This window comes from Caulobacter sp. LjRoot300, from assembly GCF_964253875.1.
Lineage (GTDB): Bacteria > Pseudomonadota > Alphaproteobacteria > Caulobacterales > Caulobacteraceae > Caulobacter.
In genome coordinates, this window is the sequence record NZ_CAXUSA020000002.1 from 817,468 (window position 1) to 834,975 (window position 17,508).

General features: G+C 68.4%; 12 protein-coding genes. 8 read left to right on the forward strand and 4 right to left on the reverse strand.

The features are described 5' to 3' along the window. Positions 1-76: 76 nt before the first annotated feature. Complete coding sequence (locus ACSQ2G_RS09160) at positions 77-982, reverse strand: EamA family transporter (RefSeq protein ID WP_436030160.1); 906 nt, start codon at positions 980-982, stop codon at positions 77-79. After that, positions 979-3,060: a glycoside hydrolase family 36 protein gene (locus tag ACSQ2G_RS09165; protein WP_436030161.1), complete on the reverse strand. Its 2,082-nt coding sequence runs from the start codon at positions 3,058-3,060 to the stop codon at positions 979-981. Before ACSQ2G_RS09165 ends, ACSQ2G_RS09160 begins: the two co-directional genes overlap by 4 nt. A gap of 129 nt (positions 3,061-3,189) precedes the next feature. Here ACSQ2G_RS09165 and ACSQ2G_RS09170 point away from each other — a divergent pair, with 129 nt between their 5' ends. Both ACSQ2G_RS09170 and ACSQ2G_RS09175 read left to right on the forward strand, forming a co-directional pair. Further along, positions 3,190-4,299 carry an amidohydrolase family protein gene (locus ACSQ2G_RS09170; RefSeq protein ID WP_436030163.1) on the forward strand — a complete coding sequence of 370 codons (1,110 nt, stop codon included), beginning with the start codon at positions 3,190-3,192 and terminating at the stop codon, positions 4,297-4,299. Between the two features lie 14 nt (positions 4,300-4,313). After that, positions 4,314-6,236, forward strand: a complete 1,923-nt coding sequence (locus ACSQ2G_RS09175; protein ID WP_436030165.1) for an NPCBM/NEW2 domain-containing protein — start codon at positions 4,314-4,316, stop codon at positions 6,234-6,236. Positions 6,237-6,241: 5 nt separating this feature from the next. Here ACSQ2G_RS09175 and agaR read toward each other — a convergent pair whose 3' ends face one another. Next, positions 6,242-7,045, reverse strand: coding sequence for a transcriptional repressor AgaR (gene agaR, locus ACSQ2G_RS09180; RefSeq protein WP_436030166.1), 804 nt, complete (start codon positions 7,043-7,045; stop codon positions 6,242-6,244). A gap of 500 nt (positions 7,046-7,545) precedes the next feature. On the opposite strand from agaR, the gene ACSQ2G_RS09185 reads away from it, so the two are divergent. The 5 genes from ACSQ2G_RS09185 (at position 7,546) to ACSQ2G_RS09205 (ending at position 15,179) form a co-directional block, all read left to right on the forward strand. Beyond that, positions 7,546-8,148 (forward strand): RNA polymerase sigma factor, encoded by a 603-nt coding sequence (locus ACSQ2G_RS09185; protein ID WP_436030168.1) that lies wholly within the window; start codon positions 7,546-7,548, stop codon positions 8,146-8,148. Further along, a complete protein-coding gene (locus ACSQ2G_RS09190; RefSeq protein WP_436030170.1) occupies positions 8,117-9,109 on the forward strand; it encodes a FecR family protein in 993 nt (330 codons plus the stop codon). Before ACSQ2G_RS09185 ends, ACSQ2G_RS09190 begins: the two co-directional genes overlap by 32 nt. A gap of 104 nt (positions 9,110-9,213) precedes the next feature. After that, positions 9,214-12,474 (forward strand): TonB-dependent receptor domain-containing protein, encoded by a 3,261-nt coding sequence (locus ACSQ2G_RS09195; RefSeq protein WP_436030172.1) that lies wholly within the window; start codon positions 9,214-9,216, stop codon positions 12,472-12,474. A 115-nt stretch (positions 12,475-12,589) separates the two neighbouring features. Beyond that, entirely contained in the window at positions 12,590-14,221 is a 1,632-nt protein-coding gene (locus ACSQ2G_RS09200; protein WP_436030174.1) for an alkaline phosphatase D family protein, read from the forward strand. 91 nt (positions 14,222-14,312) lie between these two features. Then, the gene (locus ACSQ2G_RS09205) at positions 14,313-15,179 is read left to right on the forward strand and encodes a dienelactone hydrolase family protein (RefSeq protein ID WP_436030176.1); all 867 of its coding nucleotides are present in this window, start codon (positions 14,313-14,315) and stop codon (positions 15,177-15,179) included. 119 nt (positions 15,180-15,298) lie between these two features. Here the strand turns inward: ACSQ2G_RS09205 and ACSQ2G_RS09210 are convergent, their stop codons facing one another. Beyond that, a complete protein-coding gene (locus ACSQ2G_RS09210; protein WP_436030178.1) occupies positions 15,299-16,225 on the reverse strand; it encodes a LysR family transcriptional regulator in 927 nt (308 codons plus the stop codon). 101 nt (positions 16,226-16,326) lie between these two features. Between ACSQ2G_RS09210 and ACSQ2G_RS09215 the strand changes: the two genes are divergently transcribed. Beyond that, positions 16,327-17,496: an MFS transporter gene (locus tag ACSQ2G_RS09215; RefSeq protein WP_436030180.1), complete on the forward strand. Its 1,170-nt coding sequence runs from the start codon at positions 16,327-16,329 to the stop codon at positions 17,494-17,496. Positions 17,497-17,508: the final 12 nt, after the last annotated feature.

The following is a 17,508-nucleotide window of genomic DNA, read 5'->3' on the forward strand; positions in this document are numbered from 1 at the left end:
CTTCGATTCGCCTCGCGCAAAAAAAGAGCGGCCGCTGCAGGCAGCGACCGCTTGGAGGAGGGAGGTGAGGCGCGCCCTAGGAGAGGGCCAGCAGCGCCGAGGCTATGACGGCCAGAGCCAGGCCGATCATCTTGAGCTCGCCGGGCACGACCCCGGCGACGAGCAGCGAGATCACCGCCGTCACCAGCGGCCCGCCGGCGTTGGTGAGCGGGGCGACGACGATCGCCTTGCCGTATCGGAAGGCGTAGACCAGGGCCAAGGCGCCGATGGCGTTGAGCACCTGGATGCCCGCCGCCAGCCACGGTCCGTCCCAGCCCCAATTGATCGGCCTGGAAAAGTCGGTCATCGCCAGGGCCGCCGGCGCCATCAGCAGGCCGCTGAGCATCATGTAGAAGAAGATGCTCTCGGCGCTCATGCGCGCATTGGCCAGCTTCATGAAATAGGCCTGCACGCCCCAGCAGAGCATGATGACCAGGGCCAGCGGAAACCAGGTCGAGCCCTGCGCGAACGAAAAGCCCTGCGGCGAGAAGTCGAACAGGGGCAGGGCGGCCAGCGCCAGCACCACCCCCAGCGCCCCGAGCTTGGTCGTGCGCTCCTTGAGCAGGACGAAGGACATCAGAATGGTGACGAGTGGCGACAGCGAGATGATCGGGAAGATCAGATAGGCCGGCCCCTTGGAGACGGCGTAGAACAGGATCATCTGGCCGCCGGCCCCGGTCAGGCCGATCAGAAGGCCGTAGAAGATCGACTTCGGATCGCGGTCCAGCTTCCATTTCTCCCGCTGCATGACGATCACCGCCGGCACGGTCATGGTGACGGCCCAGACGCAATAGACCAGCGTTTCGGGAAAGCCGCGCTGGGCCGAAACGCTGGCGAACGCGCCCCACACGCCCCACAGGACGACGGTCAGGAACGCAAAGGACAGCCAGCGCCGGGGCGCGACGGCGGGCTCGGCGCCCACGGCGACGGGAGCGTCGGTCATGCGCGGCCGCCTTTCGCCGGAACGGCCTCGATCAGCAGGAACTTTTCGAACTTCGCCGGGATACGGGCGGTCTTGGCGGTCACGGACCCCAGGTCCCGGTCGTTGTAGTAGTCGGTCAGGCGGTAGGCGCCCTCGCCCAGGCCGCGCAGCTCGACCTGTCCGTCCCATCGCGGGGCGTAGAAGGCGTAGTAGAGCCGGCCGTCCTTCTCGATCGCATGGGCCTCGGGCTTGTCGAAGCCGATGTCGTAGAGCTCGCCCCGGTACTGGCCCTTGGGCAGCATCTTGACGCTGTAGAGGTCGGCCCACCTGCGCCACACCGCCTCGCGTTCGGGCGTCAGGCGGAAATTGGCGTCCTTGCCTCGGCCCTCGTTGGGCCAGGTGAACTTGGTCGAGATCACCGCGCCGATGCCGACGCTCGAGGCGAAGTCATTTCCGCCGTCGCTCAGTTCGACATGGTCGCCGGCATAGGCCGCGTCACCGCCCATCAGCGCCTTCAGCGACTTGCCCTTCAGGCGCACCTGCCAGGATGACAAGGGGTCCGAGGCCGGGACCTGGTTGGTGTAGGGCAGGTTATGGAACGCGTAGGACGTGCCGCACGGGCAGAACTCGACGACGGCGTTGGGGTTGGCCTCGCGCGCGGTGTCGTAGACCAGCTTCCAGAAGTCCTGGAGCCTTTCGACGGACTCCTCGGGACGCGCATGGTTGTGGGCCGGATTGTAGCAGGGCGCGACGCCGTTCATGTGCTGGCCGTCCAGCTTCAGGCCTTCATAGCCCCACTCGCCGATGATCTTCCGCACCAGCTTGCGGGTATAGTCCCGCGTCGGCGGGTAGGCCGGGCAGAGATAGAAGGCGTTCCACCAGGTCACGTTCTGCACCGCGCCGTCGGCGTCGAGCAGCAGCATATCGGTGTGGTCGTGCAGCAGGTCCGAGCCCGGGTCGACGGCCAGGGGCGCCAGCCACAGCTTGGGCTTGAGGCCGGCCGCGCGGATCGTCCTGACGAAGGCGACCATGTCCGCCTCGGTGCGGAACTTGCGCGGATCCAGCGCCCAGTCGCCCTCGTTGGTCTGCCAGCCGTCGTCGAGGACGGCCCACTTGAAGCCCAGGTCCCTGACCTTGCCGAACGTGCCCTCGATCTCGGCGACGTTGAAGTCGCGATCATAGCCCCAGGCGCACCAGATCGGCTCGTAGGCGCCTTCGGGGGCCTTGGGCGCGGCCAGGCCGCGGTCGGCCATCACCCGGCGGTAGGCGTCGAGCGTAGCGTAGTAATCGCGCTGATGGACGGCGACGAAGGCGTCCAGCGAGACCAGGGTGTCGCCGGGCTTCAGGGTCACCGCCCGCTCTTCCTCCAGCGCCACCGACGCGCCGGCCGACGAGGCGACGATCGGCAGCGAGACCAGCTTCGGCGTCCGCTCGACATGGCCGACGGCGAGGCCGGCGTCCGGCCGCCAGACGTCGGCGACCGGCGTGCCCGATCCGTAGTCGGAGGCGTTCATGCCCATGAAGTTGGCCTGCTCGAAGCCGTCCTTCACCGGCTGCACCCAGTCGCGGCGGTCGGCGTGGGTCGAGCCCGACCAGGACCAGAAGCCCGCGCCCGACGACTTCAGGGTGTGCGCGCCGATCCGGTAGCGTTCGACGTCGAGCGGCTGGCCGCCCGTGGCCCGCCAGCTGACCGTCATCAGCGGAAAGCCGGGATAGCGCGCGTAGAAGGTCAGGCTGACGGTCTTCTCCAGCCCCTCGGCCGAAACGCCGCGCACGAGGTGGCGGACGCCGGGGCCGTGGATGTCGCTGACGGGCGCCTGGCGGTGTTCGGCGAACAGGAAGCGGTCGATCACGCGGCCGCCCTTGAGCGTCACCGTTTCGGACGGCGCGAAATCGGTCAGGGGTCCGGCCTGGCCGGCCAGGCTCGAGATCAGGCGGCTATTCAGGGCGGCGTCGAACTCCAGGGTCAGAACCGAGTCGCCCGCTCGCGCCACCGCCGCCGCCCAGGCCCGGCTCGCGCCGAGCGCGCCCGTGGCCAGCACGCTCCCGCCGAAAAGGGCCAGCAGGCCGCGCCTGTTCACAAGCGGTTTGGTGATCACGCGCAGCCTCTCCGTGCCTACAAAAACGATCTTGCATAGGTCGTTTTTAAAAGGCAAACAAAAAGGGACGAAACCGAAAGATTAAGTTTCGATTTCGTTGTTTATGATGCGCTTCTGGAGGGAACGGCCATGAGACTTTGCCGGCGCTTGCTGCTCACCCTGGCCGCGCCCCTGGCGCTGCTAGCCTGCGCGCCGCTTTCGGCCCAGGCCGCCCCGGACGCCGGGACCTACAGCGTCGCGGATTTCGCCCGGGTGCGGAAGTTCGACGCCCACGTCCATATCAACGTCAAGGACCCGGCCTTCCTCGACCAGGCGGCGGCCGACAACTTCGAGGTCCTGTCGATCAATGTCGACTATCCGGCCTTCCCGTCGATCGCCCTTCAGTCCGACGCGGCCCACCACTTCTCCAAGGTCGATCCGAAGCGCTTCCACTACGCCGCCACCTTCTCGATGAAGGGCTTCGGGACGGACGGCTGGGCGGACAGGACCAACGCCTATCTCGACTCCGAATTCGAACAGGGGGCGCTGGCGGTCAAGGTCTGGAAGAATGTCGGCATGGTCGAGCGCGACACGGCCGGCCGGCTCATCTTCATCGACGACAAGGGCTTCGATCCGGTCTTCGATCACCTGGCGGCGAAGGGCGTTCCGCTGATCGCGCACCAGGGCGAGCCGTACAACTGCTGGCTGCCGATCGAGCAGATGACCACCAAGAACGACAGGACCTATTTTAGCGAGCATCCGGAATATCACATGTATCTCCACCCGGAGATGCCGCGCTACGAAACCCTGATGGCCCGGCGCGACGCCATGGTCGCCAACCACCCCAAGCTCGCCTTCGTCGGCGCGCACATGGCCAGCCTGGAATGGAGCACCGACGAGGCGGCCAAGTTCCTGGACGCGCATCCGAACGCGGTGATCGAACTGGCCGCCCGCATGGCGCAGATCCAGTACCAGTCGGTGCGCGACTACGCGAAAGTGCGGGCCTTCTTCGTCAAGTACCAGGACCGCATCCTCTACGGCACCGACCTGACCCTCAATCCCGGCGATGACGCCCAGGGGTTCAGGAAGATCGCGCACGACTACTGGCTGTCGGACTGGACCTATCTGGCGACCGGCGAGACCCAGCGCGTCGACGATATCGACGCCGATGCGCGGGGCCTAGCCCTTCCCAAGTCGGTGATCGACAAGATCTATTACAGCAACGCCCGGCGCGAGTTCTTCGCCAGGCGCGGCCACTGATCGAGAAGGGCTCCATGACCGTCCGTTCCCTGCTGGCCTCGGCCGCGCTCTCCGGCTTCGTGGCCTTCTCCACGCCGGCCTTGGCCCAGGGCGCCCCCGGGACTGACCCTCTGGCGGCGACGGGCCGATGGTCCATCCCCGAGCGCGCCCAGGCCCGCACCCCGCCGATGGGCTGGAACTCGTGGAACGCCTTCCGCACCGAGGTCGACGAGGCCAAGGTCGTGGGCGCGGCCAAGGTCCTGGTCGACAGCGGCCTGGCCAAGCTGGGCTACACCTACGTGAATATCGACGACGGCTGGTGGCTCAAGCGCCGGCAATCGGAAGGGCGCCTGGAGATCCGCACGGCGATCTTCCCGTCGGCCAAGGTCAAGGGCGGGGACACCAGCTTCCGGCCCTACACGGACGCCCTGCACAGGATGGGCCTGAAGGCCGGCATCTATACCGACATCGGCCGCAACGCCTGCTCGCAGGCCTATGACCTGCACTCGCCCAACCTGCCCGAAGGCACGACGGCCGAACGCGAGGTCGGGCTCCAGGGCCATGTCGACCAGGACATCGCCCTCTATTTCACGGAGTGGGGCTTCGACTACATCAAGGTCGACGCCTGCGGCATCAATGTCTACGGCCCCGGGACCCACATCGTCCGCGAGCACGGCTACAGGGCCGTGCCGCCGTTGATCGACCAGGCGTCGATCAACCGCACCGACGTGCCGGCCGTGCGGGCCCGCTACGCCGAAGTGGCCCAGGCGCTGAAGACCCACAATCCGGACGGCGACTACGTCCTGGCCATTTGCAACTGGGGCTCGGCCGACGTCCGATCCTGGGGCAAGGACGTCGGTCACCTGTGGCGCACCAGCGGCGACATCACCCCGACCTGGACCCGCATGCTGCACAATTTCGACAGCGCTTCGACCCGTGCGCTCTACGCCAAGCCCGGCGCCTGGAACGATCCGGACATCCTGTTCATCGGCCACGGCGAGTTCGATCAGAACCACCTGACCGAGGCGCGTTCGCACTTTGTGCTGTGGGCCATGATCAACGCGCCGCTGCTGATCAGCTACGACCTGCGCCAGGCGCCGCCGAGCCTGATGGACATCTGGGGCAACGCCGACATCGTGCGGCTCAACCAGGATCCCGGCGGCCACCAGGGCGTGATCGCTTACGCCTCCGACGACGTGCAGATCATCGTCAAGACCCTGGCTGGCGGCCGCAAGGCCGTCGCCCTGTTCAACCGGGGCCTGGGCAAGACCGACGTGACCCTGACGGCCGCGCAGCTGAAGTTCGCCGTCGATGCGCCGGTCCAACTGAAGAACCTTTGGGACAAGACCACCCCGCCGCCCTTCACCGGCGAGACCCGCTTCACGCTGGAACCGCGCCAGACCCTGATCTTCGAGGCCACGGGGACGCGGCAGCTGCGCGACGGCGTCTATCTGTCGGAAATTCCGGGCGAGGTGAACGTGGCGGTCGACGGGGTGGTCGCGCCCGAGCCCGATCCGGTGGTCCACCGCATGCGCAACGCCTGGGGCGAGACCCGCGGGTCGGGCGAGCGCCCGGTTTATGCCGGCTGGGGCGGCGCCCAGGCCGATGCGACGCCCTACGACCAGGCGCTGAGGATCGGCGGCCAGGGTTTCGACACCGGCATCGGGGTGCTGGCCAACTCGCGCATCGAGATTCGAAACGCCGGGAACACGCGCTTCGAAGCGAAGGTCGGGGTGGACGATTCCACGCGCAACACCAGGGACAAGGTGCGCTTCGCGGTCTATGGCGACGGCAAGCTGCTGGCCCAGACCCCGCCCATGGGCCTGGGCCAGGCGCCCCGCCTGCTGGCCGCCGACATCAAGGGCGTGCGCCTGGTCGAGATCGTCGCCCGATCTGAGACCCAGGCCAGCGACCTGCCGCTGGTCGTCGCCTGGGGGGATACGGCCCTGCGCCGCTGACGGCGTCAGGCCTTGTAGAGGCTGATCCCCAGGCGCTCCGCCGCCTGGTCGATATAGTCCGGCGCGCCGGCGTCGGTGATCAGGCTGTCGAGGTCGCCGACATCGATGATCCGGTGCAGGCAGACCTTGCCGAACTTGGAGGCGTCGGTGACCGCGATGACCTCGCGCGCCGTCTCGACCATCTTGCGGTTCAGCTGCGCCTCGGGTTCGTGATGCGTGGTGATGCCGCGTTCGACGTCGAAGCCGTCCACGCCCAGGAACAGCTTGTCCAGCAGCAGGTCGTCCAGCGCCGCCACGGTCTGCGCGCCGTAGAAGGCCATGTTCCGGCGGCGCAGCTCGCCGCCCAGCATGACGATCTTGATCTTTCGCTTCTGGTTGAGGACGCCCAGGACATCGAAATCGTTGGTGACGACGGTGATGTCTTCCTCGTCCGGCAGGAACCGCGCGATCTGCAGGGTCGTGGTGCCGGAATCGAGCATGATGGAGTCGCCGGCCTTGACCATGCCGGCGGCCAGCCTGCCGATCCGTTCCTTCTCCTCGGTGTGGCTGACCCGCTTGGTCTCGATCGCCGGCTCGGCGCCGGCGTTGACCACCTCGGAGGAGATGGCGCCGCCATAGGCGCGCGTGGCCACGCCGTGTTCCTCCAGATAGTGCAGGTCCTTGCGGATGGTCTGCATCGACACGCCGAACTGTTCGGACAGCGGGGTGACCTGCACGCTGCCGCGGGACCGGAGCATGGCCGTGATCTCGCGGCGGCGTTCGGACGTATCGCGCAAGACCTTGACCGAGCCATCAGGCATAAACAGCATCTCCTCGACCGCACGGTGACGACGGCACGGCTTTCGGTATAGCGCGCACAAGCGCGCCGTGCATGTCCTACGTCGTCAAGGGCAACACAAAACTACGGGTCCTGACCTCACAGCGAGCCAATCGCTGAGCTTGAGTGTTTCGATCGTCTCCTGAAGCGAAGGCTGATTTGGCCGCGGGCGCCGCTGTCGAGAGGCGCGGAGGCCGTGGAGCGACAGGAAGCGGGTTTCCCCGCCAGGCTCGGTCTTCGACGCATTGGCCCACGCCCGGCGCTCGACGTCGCTCCCCGGAGATCGAGTCTGGCGAACGGGCAAGCAGCCAAGCGGGACGAGGTCCGGAGGCGCAACCACAGGTTAATATCTAGCCGCGGCGCTCCAGCCGCGTGCGGCAAGGCTCGAATGTCACAATCGGCCCCTAGGCAGGAGGCTGGCCGACGCACCGGTCCCGCGGGTTCAACGCGGGCCGCTGGTCGGCGACTCAATCTCCAGCCAGCGGATAACGGATGAGCGCCGCCGACCGGGAAAGAACACGATGGTTCCTGCGGACCATCCTGCCGCACGAAGCGGCGCTCAGGGGGTGGCTTTCGCGGGTGGCGCCGGCGGGCGTCGATCCCGACGACGTGATCCAGGAGTCCTACACGATCCTGGCCGAACTGGAGACCGTGGACGCCATTCGTCATCCGCGCGCCTATCTGTTCCAGGTCGCGCGCTCGGTGATCATGCGCCACGTCCGCCGGGCGCGAATCGTGCCCATCCACACCGTCGATGACTTGGAACGGCTGGAGCAGCCCGAGAACGCCGCCTCGCCCGAGCAACATACGATTGACCGGGACGAGTTGCGCCAATTGGCCCATGCGATCGCGGCCATGCCGCGCAAGACCCGCGAGGCCTTTGTCCTGCGCCGTGTTCGGGACATGTCGCAGCGCGAAATCGCCGCGCGCATGCGCATCTCGGAAAATACGGTCGAGACCCATATTTCCCGAGGCGTCCTCTTCTTGATTGATTGGTTCGGCCGTGGCGGAAACAGGCGGTCCCAAACCTCTAGGACTTTGGAAGCGGAGATCGCCTCGATAGATGGCCGAACGAGAAACCAGTCGAGACATTGACCGGGCGGCGTCCGACTGGACGGCGCGGCTGGATCGTGGGCCGCTGACTCCCGACGGGGACGACGCCTTCCAGGCCTGGCTGCGCGGCGATCCCCGACGTCGGGGCGCCTTGCTGCGCGCCCGGGCCGTGTCGCTGATGAGCGAGTCCGCCCAGGCGCTGGGGCCTGGCTTCGATCCCATCGCGTTCGAGGCGCCCGGGCGGTCGCGGTCGGCCGGCCTGTCCCGCCGCGAGGCGCTGACCTGGACGGGCGGCGTGGCCGCCGCCGCCGCCGTGGCGGCGTTGGGCGTCGGCGTGTCCGCGGCGGGCGCCGTCATCAGCACCGCGCGGGGCGAGATCCGCCTGGCCCCGCTCAAGGACGGCTCGACGGTGCTGCTGAACACCGAGACCCGGATCCGGGTGCGCTACAGCCGGGGCGAGCGCCGGGTCACCCTGCTCAAGGGCGAGGCCTATTTCGCCGTGGCCCGCGACGAGGCGCGGCCGTTCGTCGTCGAAGTGGACGGCCGTCGCCTGAGCACGGCCCAGGCCGGGTTTCGGGTCCGCAAGCTCGAGGCGGATCCCGTCGACGTCCTGGTGAACCAGGGTCAGGTCGACGTCGCGATCCCCTTCGCCAGCAGCGTGGCGCTCAAATCCAATACGCGGCTGGTCCTGTCCGGCTCCGCCGAGCCGCAGCCGGTCGGGCCCGAGGCGGTCACCCGCGACCTGGCCTGGCGCGACGGCAAGCTGGCGTTCGAGGGCGAGACCCTGGGCCAGGCGGCGACGGCCTTCGCCCGCTACAGCGACACCCGGATCCAGATCCGCGATCCGGCCCTGGCGCGCGAGCCGGTGACCGGCCTGTTCGCCGCCAACGATCCCGCCGGCTTCAGCCGCGCCATCGCCCGCGTGTTCCAGGCGCGGGTCGAACAGGACGGCGATAGGGTCGTCCTGACCCGCGGCGCGCCCCGCGGCGCGGGGGCGCCCTGACCGCCGCACCAAGAAGTTTTTGTTACACGATAGCGGAAGCCCCCCGCTGACGGCTCTCAACCGCGAACGTCGCGACCCACGCGGCGATTGGGGGCTGCCTGCCAATGAATTCCCGCTATTCCGTCCTCGCCTGCGGCGCCGCCGTGATCGCGCTGGCGACCGCCGTGCCGGCTCTCGCGCAGGACCGGATCTTCGACATCCCCGCCCAGCCCGCGGTGCGCGCCATTCCAGAACTGGCGCGCCAGGGGCAGGTGCAGATCGTGGCGCCGGCCCGCAACCTCGAGGGCGTCTGGACGCCGGCCGTCAAGGGCCGGATGGATGTCCGCGCCGCCCTGCGCCAGCTGATCGCCGGCACCCCGCTGCGGATCGATTCCGACGACGGCCAGGTCATCACCCTGCGCGCCGCCGGCCCGGGGGCGTCGAACGGCGGCCCGGCCCTGGCCCAGAGCGGCGCCGGCGTGGTGCGCGGCCGGGTCCTCAACACCGCCACCGGCGAATATGTGCGCAACGCCGAGATCCGCGTCGAGGGCACGACGATCGCCGCCTTCTCCGAGGACGGCGGCGACTTTCGCCTGACCGGCGTGCCGGCCGGCGAGGTCACGGTCGTGGTCAAATATACCGGCCTGCGGGAGGGCCGGGCGGTGGTCACCGTCGCGCCGGGCCAGGCGGCGACCCTGGACGTGGCGCTGAACCCGCTGTCCTACGCCGCCCAGGACGGCGAGGTGGAGGCGATCACGATCGTCGCCCGGCGCGAGGGCCAGGCCAGCGCCATCATGGAGCGCCGCGCCTCGACCAACGCCAAGACCGTCGTCGCCGCCGACAACTTCGGCGCCCTGACCATGGGCGACGTCGGCGAGTTCATGAAGAACATGCCGGGCATCTCGCTCGACTACACCGAGGTGGACGCCACCGCCGTGCGCATTGGCGGCCTGGACCCGAAATACTCGACCTTCACCACCGACGGCGCCAGGATGGCGACGGCGACGTCCAACAACAACAACGGCCGCCAGAACTCGTTCGAGCAGATGTCGATCACCGGCGTCGACTCCATCGAGCTGAACAACACGCTGCAGGCCAGCATGGACGCCGACTCGCCCGGCGGCGCCATCAACCTGCGCAGCAAGTACGCCTTCCAGCGCAACGGCCGCCTGCTGCGCTTTCAGTTGGGCGGCGTCGCCACCTCGGACTCCGGCCTGTCGCGCAAGTACCTGCCGGACGACCGGAAGCACGCCTCGATCTTTCCCTCGGCCCAGCTGGGCTATGCCGACGTCTTCCTGGACGGCCGCCTGGGGGTCGCCTTCAACGCCAGCTACAACGCCAACTTCGTCGAGCAGGACCGCATCCAGACCGACTGGTCCTATCCCACCAGCGGCCGGATCTTGCCTTACCAGGTCATGTGGCGCCCGGGTCCGAAGCTGACCCACCGCAAGGCCGCCAACCTCAGCGTCGATTACAAGATCACCGACAAGCTGGCCCTGTCCCTGCGCAGCACCTATTCGTTCTACGATGTCGAGTACTTCAATCAGTACACCTACCTGATCTTCGGCACGAACGCGGTGACCCAGGCGACGGCCGACTCCACGCCCACCCACATCGTCGTCAATCCGAACGGGACCAACACCCGCCTGCACACCCAGTACTCGCACCGCTACGCCGGCACCCCGTCGTGGCTGTTCGCGCCGAAGCTGGAATATCGCGGCGATACCTGGGAGGCCCTGCTGCGCGGCAGCTATTCCAGCTCGGAGTTCAACTTCCGGGACAACTCCAAGGGATTCTTTCAGCGTACGGACAGTTATCTGACCAAGATCGGCTTCACGCTGGACCGCGCGTCGCAGGACTCCAACGAATGGACCCTGCAGCAGACCGCCGGCCGCTCCTGGAGCGATCCCACCAGCTTCAACCGCGACAGCGACATCGGCTATAATATCCGCACGTCCGAGTCCGACGCCCAGAACCAGATGTACGGCCTCAACCTGGACCTGAAGAAGAAGCTGGACCTCGGTCCCGTCCAGCTCAAATTCCTGGCGGGCGCGACCTATCGGACCAACGTCTGGAAGACCGACGAGGGCTCGTACCGGCAGTTCGAGTACATCGGTCCGACGCACGACAAGAACCAGATGGCCCCCGAGGCCGTCATTCCGTGGACCCGGAACTACAACTTTCAGATCCAGGGCTTCGATGCGGGCAATCTGAACGCCCAGGATTGGCGCGCGGACAGCAACTACGCCGTCTACGACATCTACAAGCAGCATCCCGACTATTTCTTGCCCGACCTCGCGGGCAACCTGAAGCGCCAGCTCGACAACAACAAGAAGGTCGGGGAGACGGTCAAGGCCGCCTATTTCGAAGTCCAGCCGCGCGTCGGCAAGGCTCAATTCGACCTCGGCCTACGTTACGAAAACACCGAGACCGACGCCCGGGTCGCCGACGTCCGTACGACCGACGAAATGAAGGCCGCCGGCTTCGACACGACCAAGCCGGCGACCGTCGCCAGTCTTACCTACCAATACCGCAACGGGACCTACACCACACGTCACGGCGAGTATGACGACTGGTTCCTCAGCGGCGGGGCCAAGTACGACTTCACCAAGAAGCTGGTCGGCCAACTGGCCTTCAGCCAATCGATCCTGCGTCCCGACTACGGCAACCTCGGCGGCGTCGCCGTCGTGAACGACACGAACCAGACCGTCACCGTGCCGAACCCGCTGCTGAAGCCCGAGCATTCGACGAAGTACTTCGCCGGCCTGCAGTACTTCCTGGAGCCGTCGGGGATCATCGGCCTGTCCGCCTACCAGCTGGAGGTGAAGGACATGCAGGTGACCGGCTACGAGTACAAGGATCCCACGGATGTCGGCTACAGCCCCGACGACTACCCGGGCTATACATACCGCAGCGCCACGAACCTGCCGGGCGTCAGCATCAACCGGGGCGTGACGCTGGAATACGACCAGCAGCTGACCTTCCTGCCCGGCGCGCTGCGTGGCCTAGGCCTGCGCGGCTCGATCACCAAGATCGACCCCGACGGCGTGCGGGTGAACATGCCCAAGACCGTGGGCAACTGGGGCGTTCGCTACAGCTACGGCAAGTTCGATGTCCAGCTGAGCGGCAATGCGCAGGGGAAATATCGCACCAGCGCCCTTAGCGCCAAGCCCGACAGCCCCACCAATGGCATCCTCTACCACACCGCCCGCGAGCTCTGGAACGTCAGCGCCAGCTACAAGATCAACAGGAACTTCGAGGTGATGCTGGCCGGCCGCAACATCTTCAACGCGCCCGACGTCATCTACTCCAACGTCCGCGACCGGGTGCAGCAGTACAGCATCTACGGCTCGATGTGGAACATCGGCGTCAAGGGCTCCTTCTAGGCTCGAACGCCGGCGTCCCGCGGCCTCCCCCTGCCGCGGGATCCGGCTGGCCGCGCGCGTCCAAGAGCGCGACGCGCGCGGCCGTTTCCTTCCAAATTCCATCGTGGAGACCGTCATGGTCCTGAACATCGATCGTCGCGGCGTCGTCCTGGGCGCCGGCCTCGGCCTGGGCGCGCTGCTGCTGCCCGCGGGCCGGGCGCTGGCCGCCGAGCTTGTCGGCGCCAAGGGCTTCACGCACGGCGTGGCCAGCGGCGAGCCGGGCCCCGACTCCATGCTGCTATGGACGCGCTACGCGCCGGCGACGAACGACGACGTGGTCCGGCTGGAGGTCGAGGTGGCGCTCGATCCGGGTTTCTCCAAGGTCGTCGCGGGGGGCGTCGTGCGCACCGGCGCCTATCGCGACTGGACCGCCAAGGTCACTGTCGACGGGCTGAAACCCGGAACCGTCCACTGGTACCGGTTCGTGGCGCCCGATGGGAGCAAGTCGCCGGTCGGCCGCACCAAGACCCTTCCCGTCGGCGACGTCGCCCGCTTCGGCCTGGGCGTGTTCTCCTGCTCGAACCTGCCGGTCGGCCTCTTCAACGCCTATGGCCACGCCGCCGCCCGGCCTGACCTGGACCTGTGGCTGCATACCGGCGACTACATCTACGAGTATGGGCCCGCCTCGATCCGCCAGGGCGACTGGGCCGCTGGACGGTCGTTGGAGCCGGCCAACGAGATCCTGACCGTCGCCGACTACCGCCTGCGCTACGCCTGCTATCGCGCCGATCCCGATCTCCAGCGCTTGCACCAGATGGCGCCGATGGTCGCCTTCTGGGACGACCACGAGTCGGCCAACGACAGCTGGGAGGGCGGCGCGCAGAACCACCAGCCGGCGACCGAGGGCGACTGGAACCTCCGGCGCGCGGCGGCGATGCAGGTCTATCGCGAGTGGATGCCCGTCTCGGACGAACCGTGGAAGGCTTATCCGATCGGCACGCTGGCCACGCTCTACCGCACCGAATCGCGCCTCCTAGGCCGCACCCGGCCGGCCGACATCGGGGCGGCGTTCAAGGCGGAAGATCCGGACGCCGCGCTGAAGGCGTTCCGCGACGGCCCCTGGCGCGATCCGTCGGCGACCATGCTGGGCTCGACCCAGGAGAGCTGGCTGGCCCACCAGCTGAAGACCAACGCCCGGGCCACGGCCTGGCAGATGGTCGGCATGGGCACGATCCTGGGACGGACGGTGATGCCGCAAGACGCGCTCGACTGGCTGCGGCCGGAGGTCAGCGAGCGCAAGGTCAACGGCTATCGCGACAACATCCGCGCCGCCAAGCTGGGCCTGCCGATGTGGATGGACCGCTGGGACGGCTATCCGGCGGCGCGCTCGCGGCTGCTGCGGGCCGCCCAGGCCGCCGACGCCGACCTGGTCATGCTGTCGGGCGACAGCCACAACGCCTGGGCCTATGCGCTGTGCGAGGACGGCCGGCCCGCCGGGGTCGAGTTCGCCGGTCATAGCGTCACCTCCAGCGGCGCCGAGGGCGATTTCGGCGTCGATCCCAAGCAGGTCGCCCAGGGGTTCATGGCCGCCAATCCCGAGCTGAAATGGGCCGACACCAGCCAGCGCGGCTACATGATGATCGAGGTGACGCCCAACCGCCTGACCGGCGAGTGGCTGTTCCTGCGGACGATCAAGGCTCGCGACACCGCCCTCGCCGGTTCGCACCGCCTTCAGGTCGAACGCGGACGGAGGGTGTTCGCCGGCTAGCCGCGCGGTTCGCCGTTGAAACATTCCCCGGTCTGGTGCGGTAATGCGGCTGACCACAAGGGCCCGCGCCCGTCTGACGGAGACTGCTCGCATGTGTGACGACGATATCCACCCGGGTCTGGTCCACGATCCCCGCCTGTCGCGACGGACGTTCGGCCTGGCCGCGGCCGCCCTGGGCGGGCTGGCCGCGACCGCCGCCGGCGCCCAGAGCCCGGTGGTCGAGAAGGACGTCGAGATCAAGACGCCCGACGGCGTGGCCGACGCCGCCCTGTTCTATCCCGAGCGCAAGGGCAAGTGGCCGGCCGTCCTGGTCTGGCCCGACGTAATGAGCCTGCGGCCGGTGTTCCGCGACATGGGCCGGCGGCTGGCCGCCGCCGGCTACGTGGTGCTGGTCCCCAACCTCTATTACCGGGCCAAGAAGGCGCCGGTCATCGAGGGAACGTTCAACTTCGCCAATCCCGACGACCGGGCCAAGCTGACCCCGCTGCGCGCGACGGTGACGCCCGAGGGCACGGATCGCGACGCGGTGGCCTATGTCGCCTTCCTCGACGCCCAGCCCCAGACCGACAAGGGCAGGAAGGTCGGCGTCCAGGGCTATTGCATGGGCGGTCCCCTGGCCTTCCGCACGGCGGCCAGCGCCCCCGGCCGCATCGCGGCGGTGGCCACCTTCCACGGCGCCGGCCTGGTCACCGACCAGCCGACCAGCCCGCACCTGCTGATCCCCAGGACCCACGCCGACTACCTGATCGCCGTCGCCGACAACGACGACAAGCAGGACCCGACCGTGAAGGACAAGCTGAAGGCCGCCTTCGCCGCCGCCAAGCGGCCGGCCAAGGTCGAGGTCTATGCCGGCGCGGCCCACGGTTGGACCGTCAAGGGCGGCCAGGTCTATGACGAGCCCGCCGCCGAGAAGGCCTGGGCCGAGCTGCTGGCGCTGTACAAGAAGGCCCTGGCCTGACCGACGAGAAGCGAGCGGGGACGTCGCCCGCCGCCCTGCGCGTCGGCTTTTCGCGGTTCGCGGCCTTCGACCAGGACGCCGTCAACGACAAGGCCCTGCTCGTTCCCGGACAAGCCGCTTTAGATCGCGGTCGCGTCGGCCGCGTGAAGGTCCACTTCCGCCACCAGGAAGTCGATCAGCGCCCGCACGCGGCTGGGCAGATGGCCGCCGTGGCCGACATAGACGGCGTGGATCTCCTCGACGTCGCCGGGATTGTAGGTCTCCAGCACCGGGACCAGCCGGCCGGCCGCGATGTCGCCGCCGACGTGGTAGTGGGCCAGCCGGGCCAGGCCCTGGCCGACCAGGGCCAACTGGCGCGAGGTCTCGCCGTCGCCCGAGGTGGCGTCGCCGTGGACTGGCAGGGACAGCCGCTCGCCGCCATCGACGAACGGCCACTTGTCGCAATGGCGGGTGAAGTTGAAGCCGATGCAATTGTGGGCGGCCAGGTCGCGCGGCGTCTCCGGGGCGCCGTGGCGGGCCAGGTAAGCCGGCGAGGCGACCACAGCCATCGGGCTTTCGCCCAGCTTGCGGGCGATCAGTTGCGAGGCGCGCAGGGGACCGACCCGGATGGCCAGGTCGGTGCGGGCGTCCATCAGGTCGATGACCGTGTCGCTGAGCACGATGTCGAGGATCACCTTCGGATAGAGCGCCGAGAACCGCGGGACCAGCGGCAGCAGATGGTGCAGGCCGAACGGGACGCTGGAATTGATCCGTACACGGCCTCGTGGCGCCTGGCTGGCGGCGACCGCGCTTTCGGCCTCGTCCAGGTCGGCCAGGACCCGCAACGCCCGTTCGTGGAACAGTTCGCCCTCGGCTGTCAGGGTCAGCTTGCGGGTCGAGCGGTTGATCAGCCGCGCGCCCAGCCGCGCCTCCATCCGGCTGACCAGCTTGCTGACCGCCGAGGGGGTCATCCTCAGCGCCCGCGCCGCCGGCGAGAAGCCGCCCAGCTCCACGGCCCGGGCGAACACCTCCATCTCGCCCGAGCGGTTGATCTCCAGCCTGGCCATCTTTGACTTGAACTCACAGATGCATGTCTTTGCGCCAGTCTAATTCATGGGGCGGACGGGGACTACCTCAACGGTTCGAAATCCTTCCGGAGGTCCCGCCCGTGCCCCTCGCCCTCTACGCCCTGACCGTCGGCGCCTTCGGGATCGGCGTCACCGAGTTCGTGATCATGGGCCTGCTGCTGCAGGTCTCGGCCGACCTTGGCGTCTCGATCCCGCGGGCCGGCCTGCTGATGACCGGCTACGCCCTGGGCGTGTTCGTCGGCGCGCCGATCCTGACGGTCGCCACCCGCCGCCTGCCGCGCAAGACCACCCTGCTGGTGCTGATGGCGATCTTCACGATCGGCAACATCGCCGCGGCCCTGGCCCCGACCTATGGTCTGCTGATGGCCGCGCGGATCGTCACCGCCCTGGCCCACGGCACCTTCTTCGGCGTCGGTTCGCTGGTCGCCGTCAGCCTGGTGCCGCCGCAGCGCAAGGCCTCGGCCATCGCCGTCATGTTCACCGGCCTGACCCTGGCCACCCTGCTGGGCGTGCCGTTCGGTTCCTGGCTGGGCCTGGCCTTCGGCTGGCGCTCGACCTTCTGGGCCGTCGGCGCGATCGGCCTGGTCGCCTTCGCGGTGCTGGCCGTCCTGGTCCCGCGCGAAAAGGACGCCGTCGAACCCGTCCCGCTGCGCGAGGAGTTCGCCGTCCTGGCCCGGCCGCAGGTGCAGATGGGCCTGGCGATGACCGTGCTGGGTTTCGGCGGCGTGTTCGCGGTGTTCACCTACATCCAGCCGATCCTGACCGAGCTGGCCGGCTATTCGAAGGCGGCGGTCTCGCCGATCCTGCTGGTGTTCGGGGCCGGCCTGGTCGGCGGCAACCTGGTCGGCGGCCGCTGGGCCGACAGAGCCCTGGCTCCGGCCCTGCTGGGAAGCCTGGCCATTTTGACCCTGATGCTGGTCGCCTCGGCGTTCGGCTTCCACGACAGGATCGGGGCGGTGGTCGCCGCCTTCGGCCTGGGCGCGGCGGCCTTCGCCACGGTCGCGCCGCTGCAGATGCGGGTGCTGTCGCAGGCCGGCGGGGTCGGGCAGGGCCTGGCCTCCAGCCTGAACATCGCCGCCTTCAACCTCGGCAACGCGTTCGGCGCCTGGCTGGGCGGGGCGGTGATCGCCCATGGCCCGGGCCTGGCGTCCGTTCCGCTGGTCGCCGCCGCCGTGCCCCTGTCGGCCCTGGCCCTGGCCGCCTTCAGCCTTTCGCTCGAACGCCGCGCCCCGCGCGTCGCCGCCCTCTGATCAAAGACCCCC

Coding starts and splice junctions, on each gene's coding strand:
- ACSQ2G_RS09160 (WP_436030160.1), bottom strand. CDS start 982: ATGACCGACGCTCCCGTCGCCGTGGGCGCCGAGCCCGCCGTCGCGCCC.
- ACSQ2G_RS09170 (WP_436030163.1), top strand. CDS start 3,190: ATGAGACTTTGCCGGCGCTTGCTGCTCACCCTGGCCGCGCCCCTGGCG.
- ACSQ2G_RS09185 (WP_436030168.1), top strand. CDS start 7,546: ATGAGCGCCGCCGACCGGGAAAGAACACGATGGTTCCTGCGGACCATC.
- ACSQ2G_RS09210 (WP_436030178.1), bottom strand. CDS start 16,225: ATGGCCAGGCTGGAGATCAACCGCTCGGGCGAGATGGAGGTGTTCGCC.
- ACSQ2G_RS09205 (WP_436030176.1), top strand. CDS start 14,313: ATGTGTGACGACGATATCCACCCGGGTCTGGTCCACGATCCCCGCCTG.
- ACSQ2G_RS09195 (WP_436030172.1), top strand. CDS start 9,214: ATGAATTCCCGCTATTCCGTCCTCGCCTGCGGCGCCGCCGTGATCGCG.
- ACSQ2G_RS09200 (WP_436030174.1), top strand. CDS start 12,590: ATGGTCCTGAACATCGATCGTCGCGGCGTCGTCCTGGGCGCCGGCCTC.
- ACSQ2G_RS09190 (WP_436030170.1), top strand. CDS start 8,117: ATGGCCGAACGAGAAACCAGTCGAGACATTGACCGGGCGGCGTCCGAC.
- ACSQ2G_RS09175 (WP_436030165.1), top strand. CDS start 4,314: ATGACCGTCCGTTCCCTGCTGGCCTCGGCCGCGCTCTCCGGCTTCGTG.
- agaR (WP_436030166.1), bottom strand. CDS start 7,045: ATGCTGTTTATGCCTGATGGCTCGGTCAAGGTCTTGCGCGATACGTCC.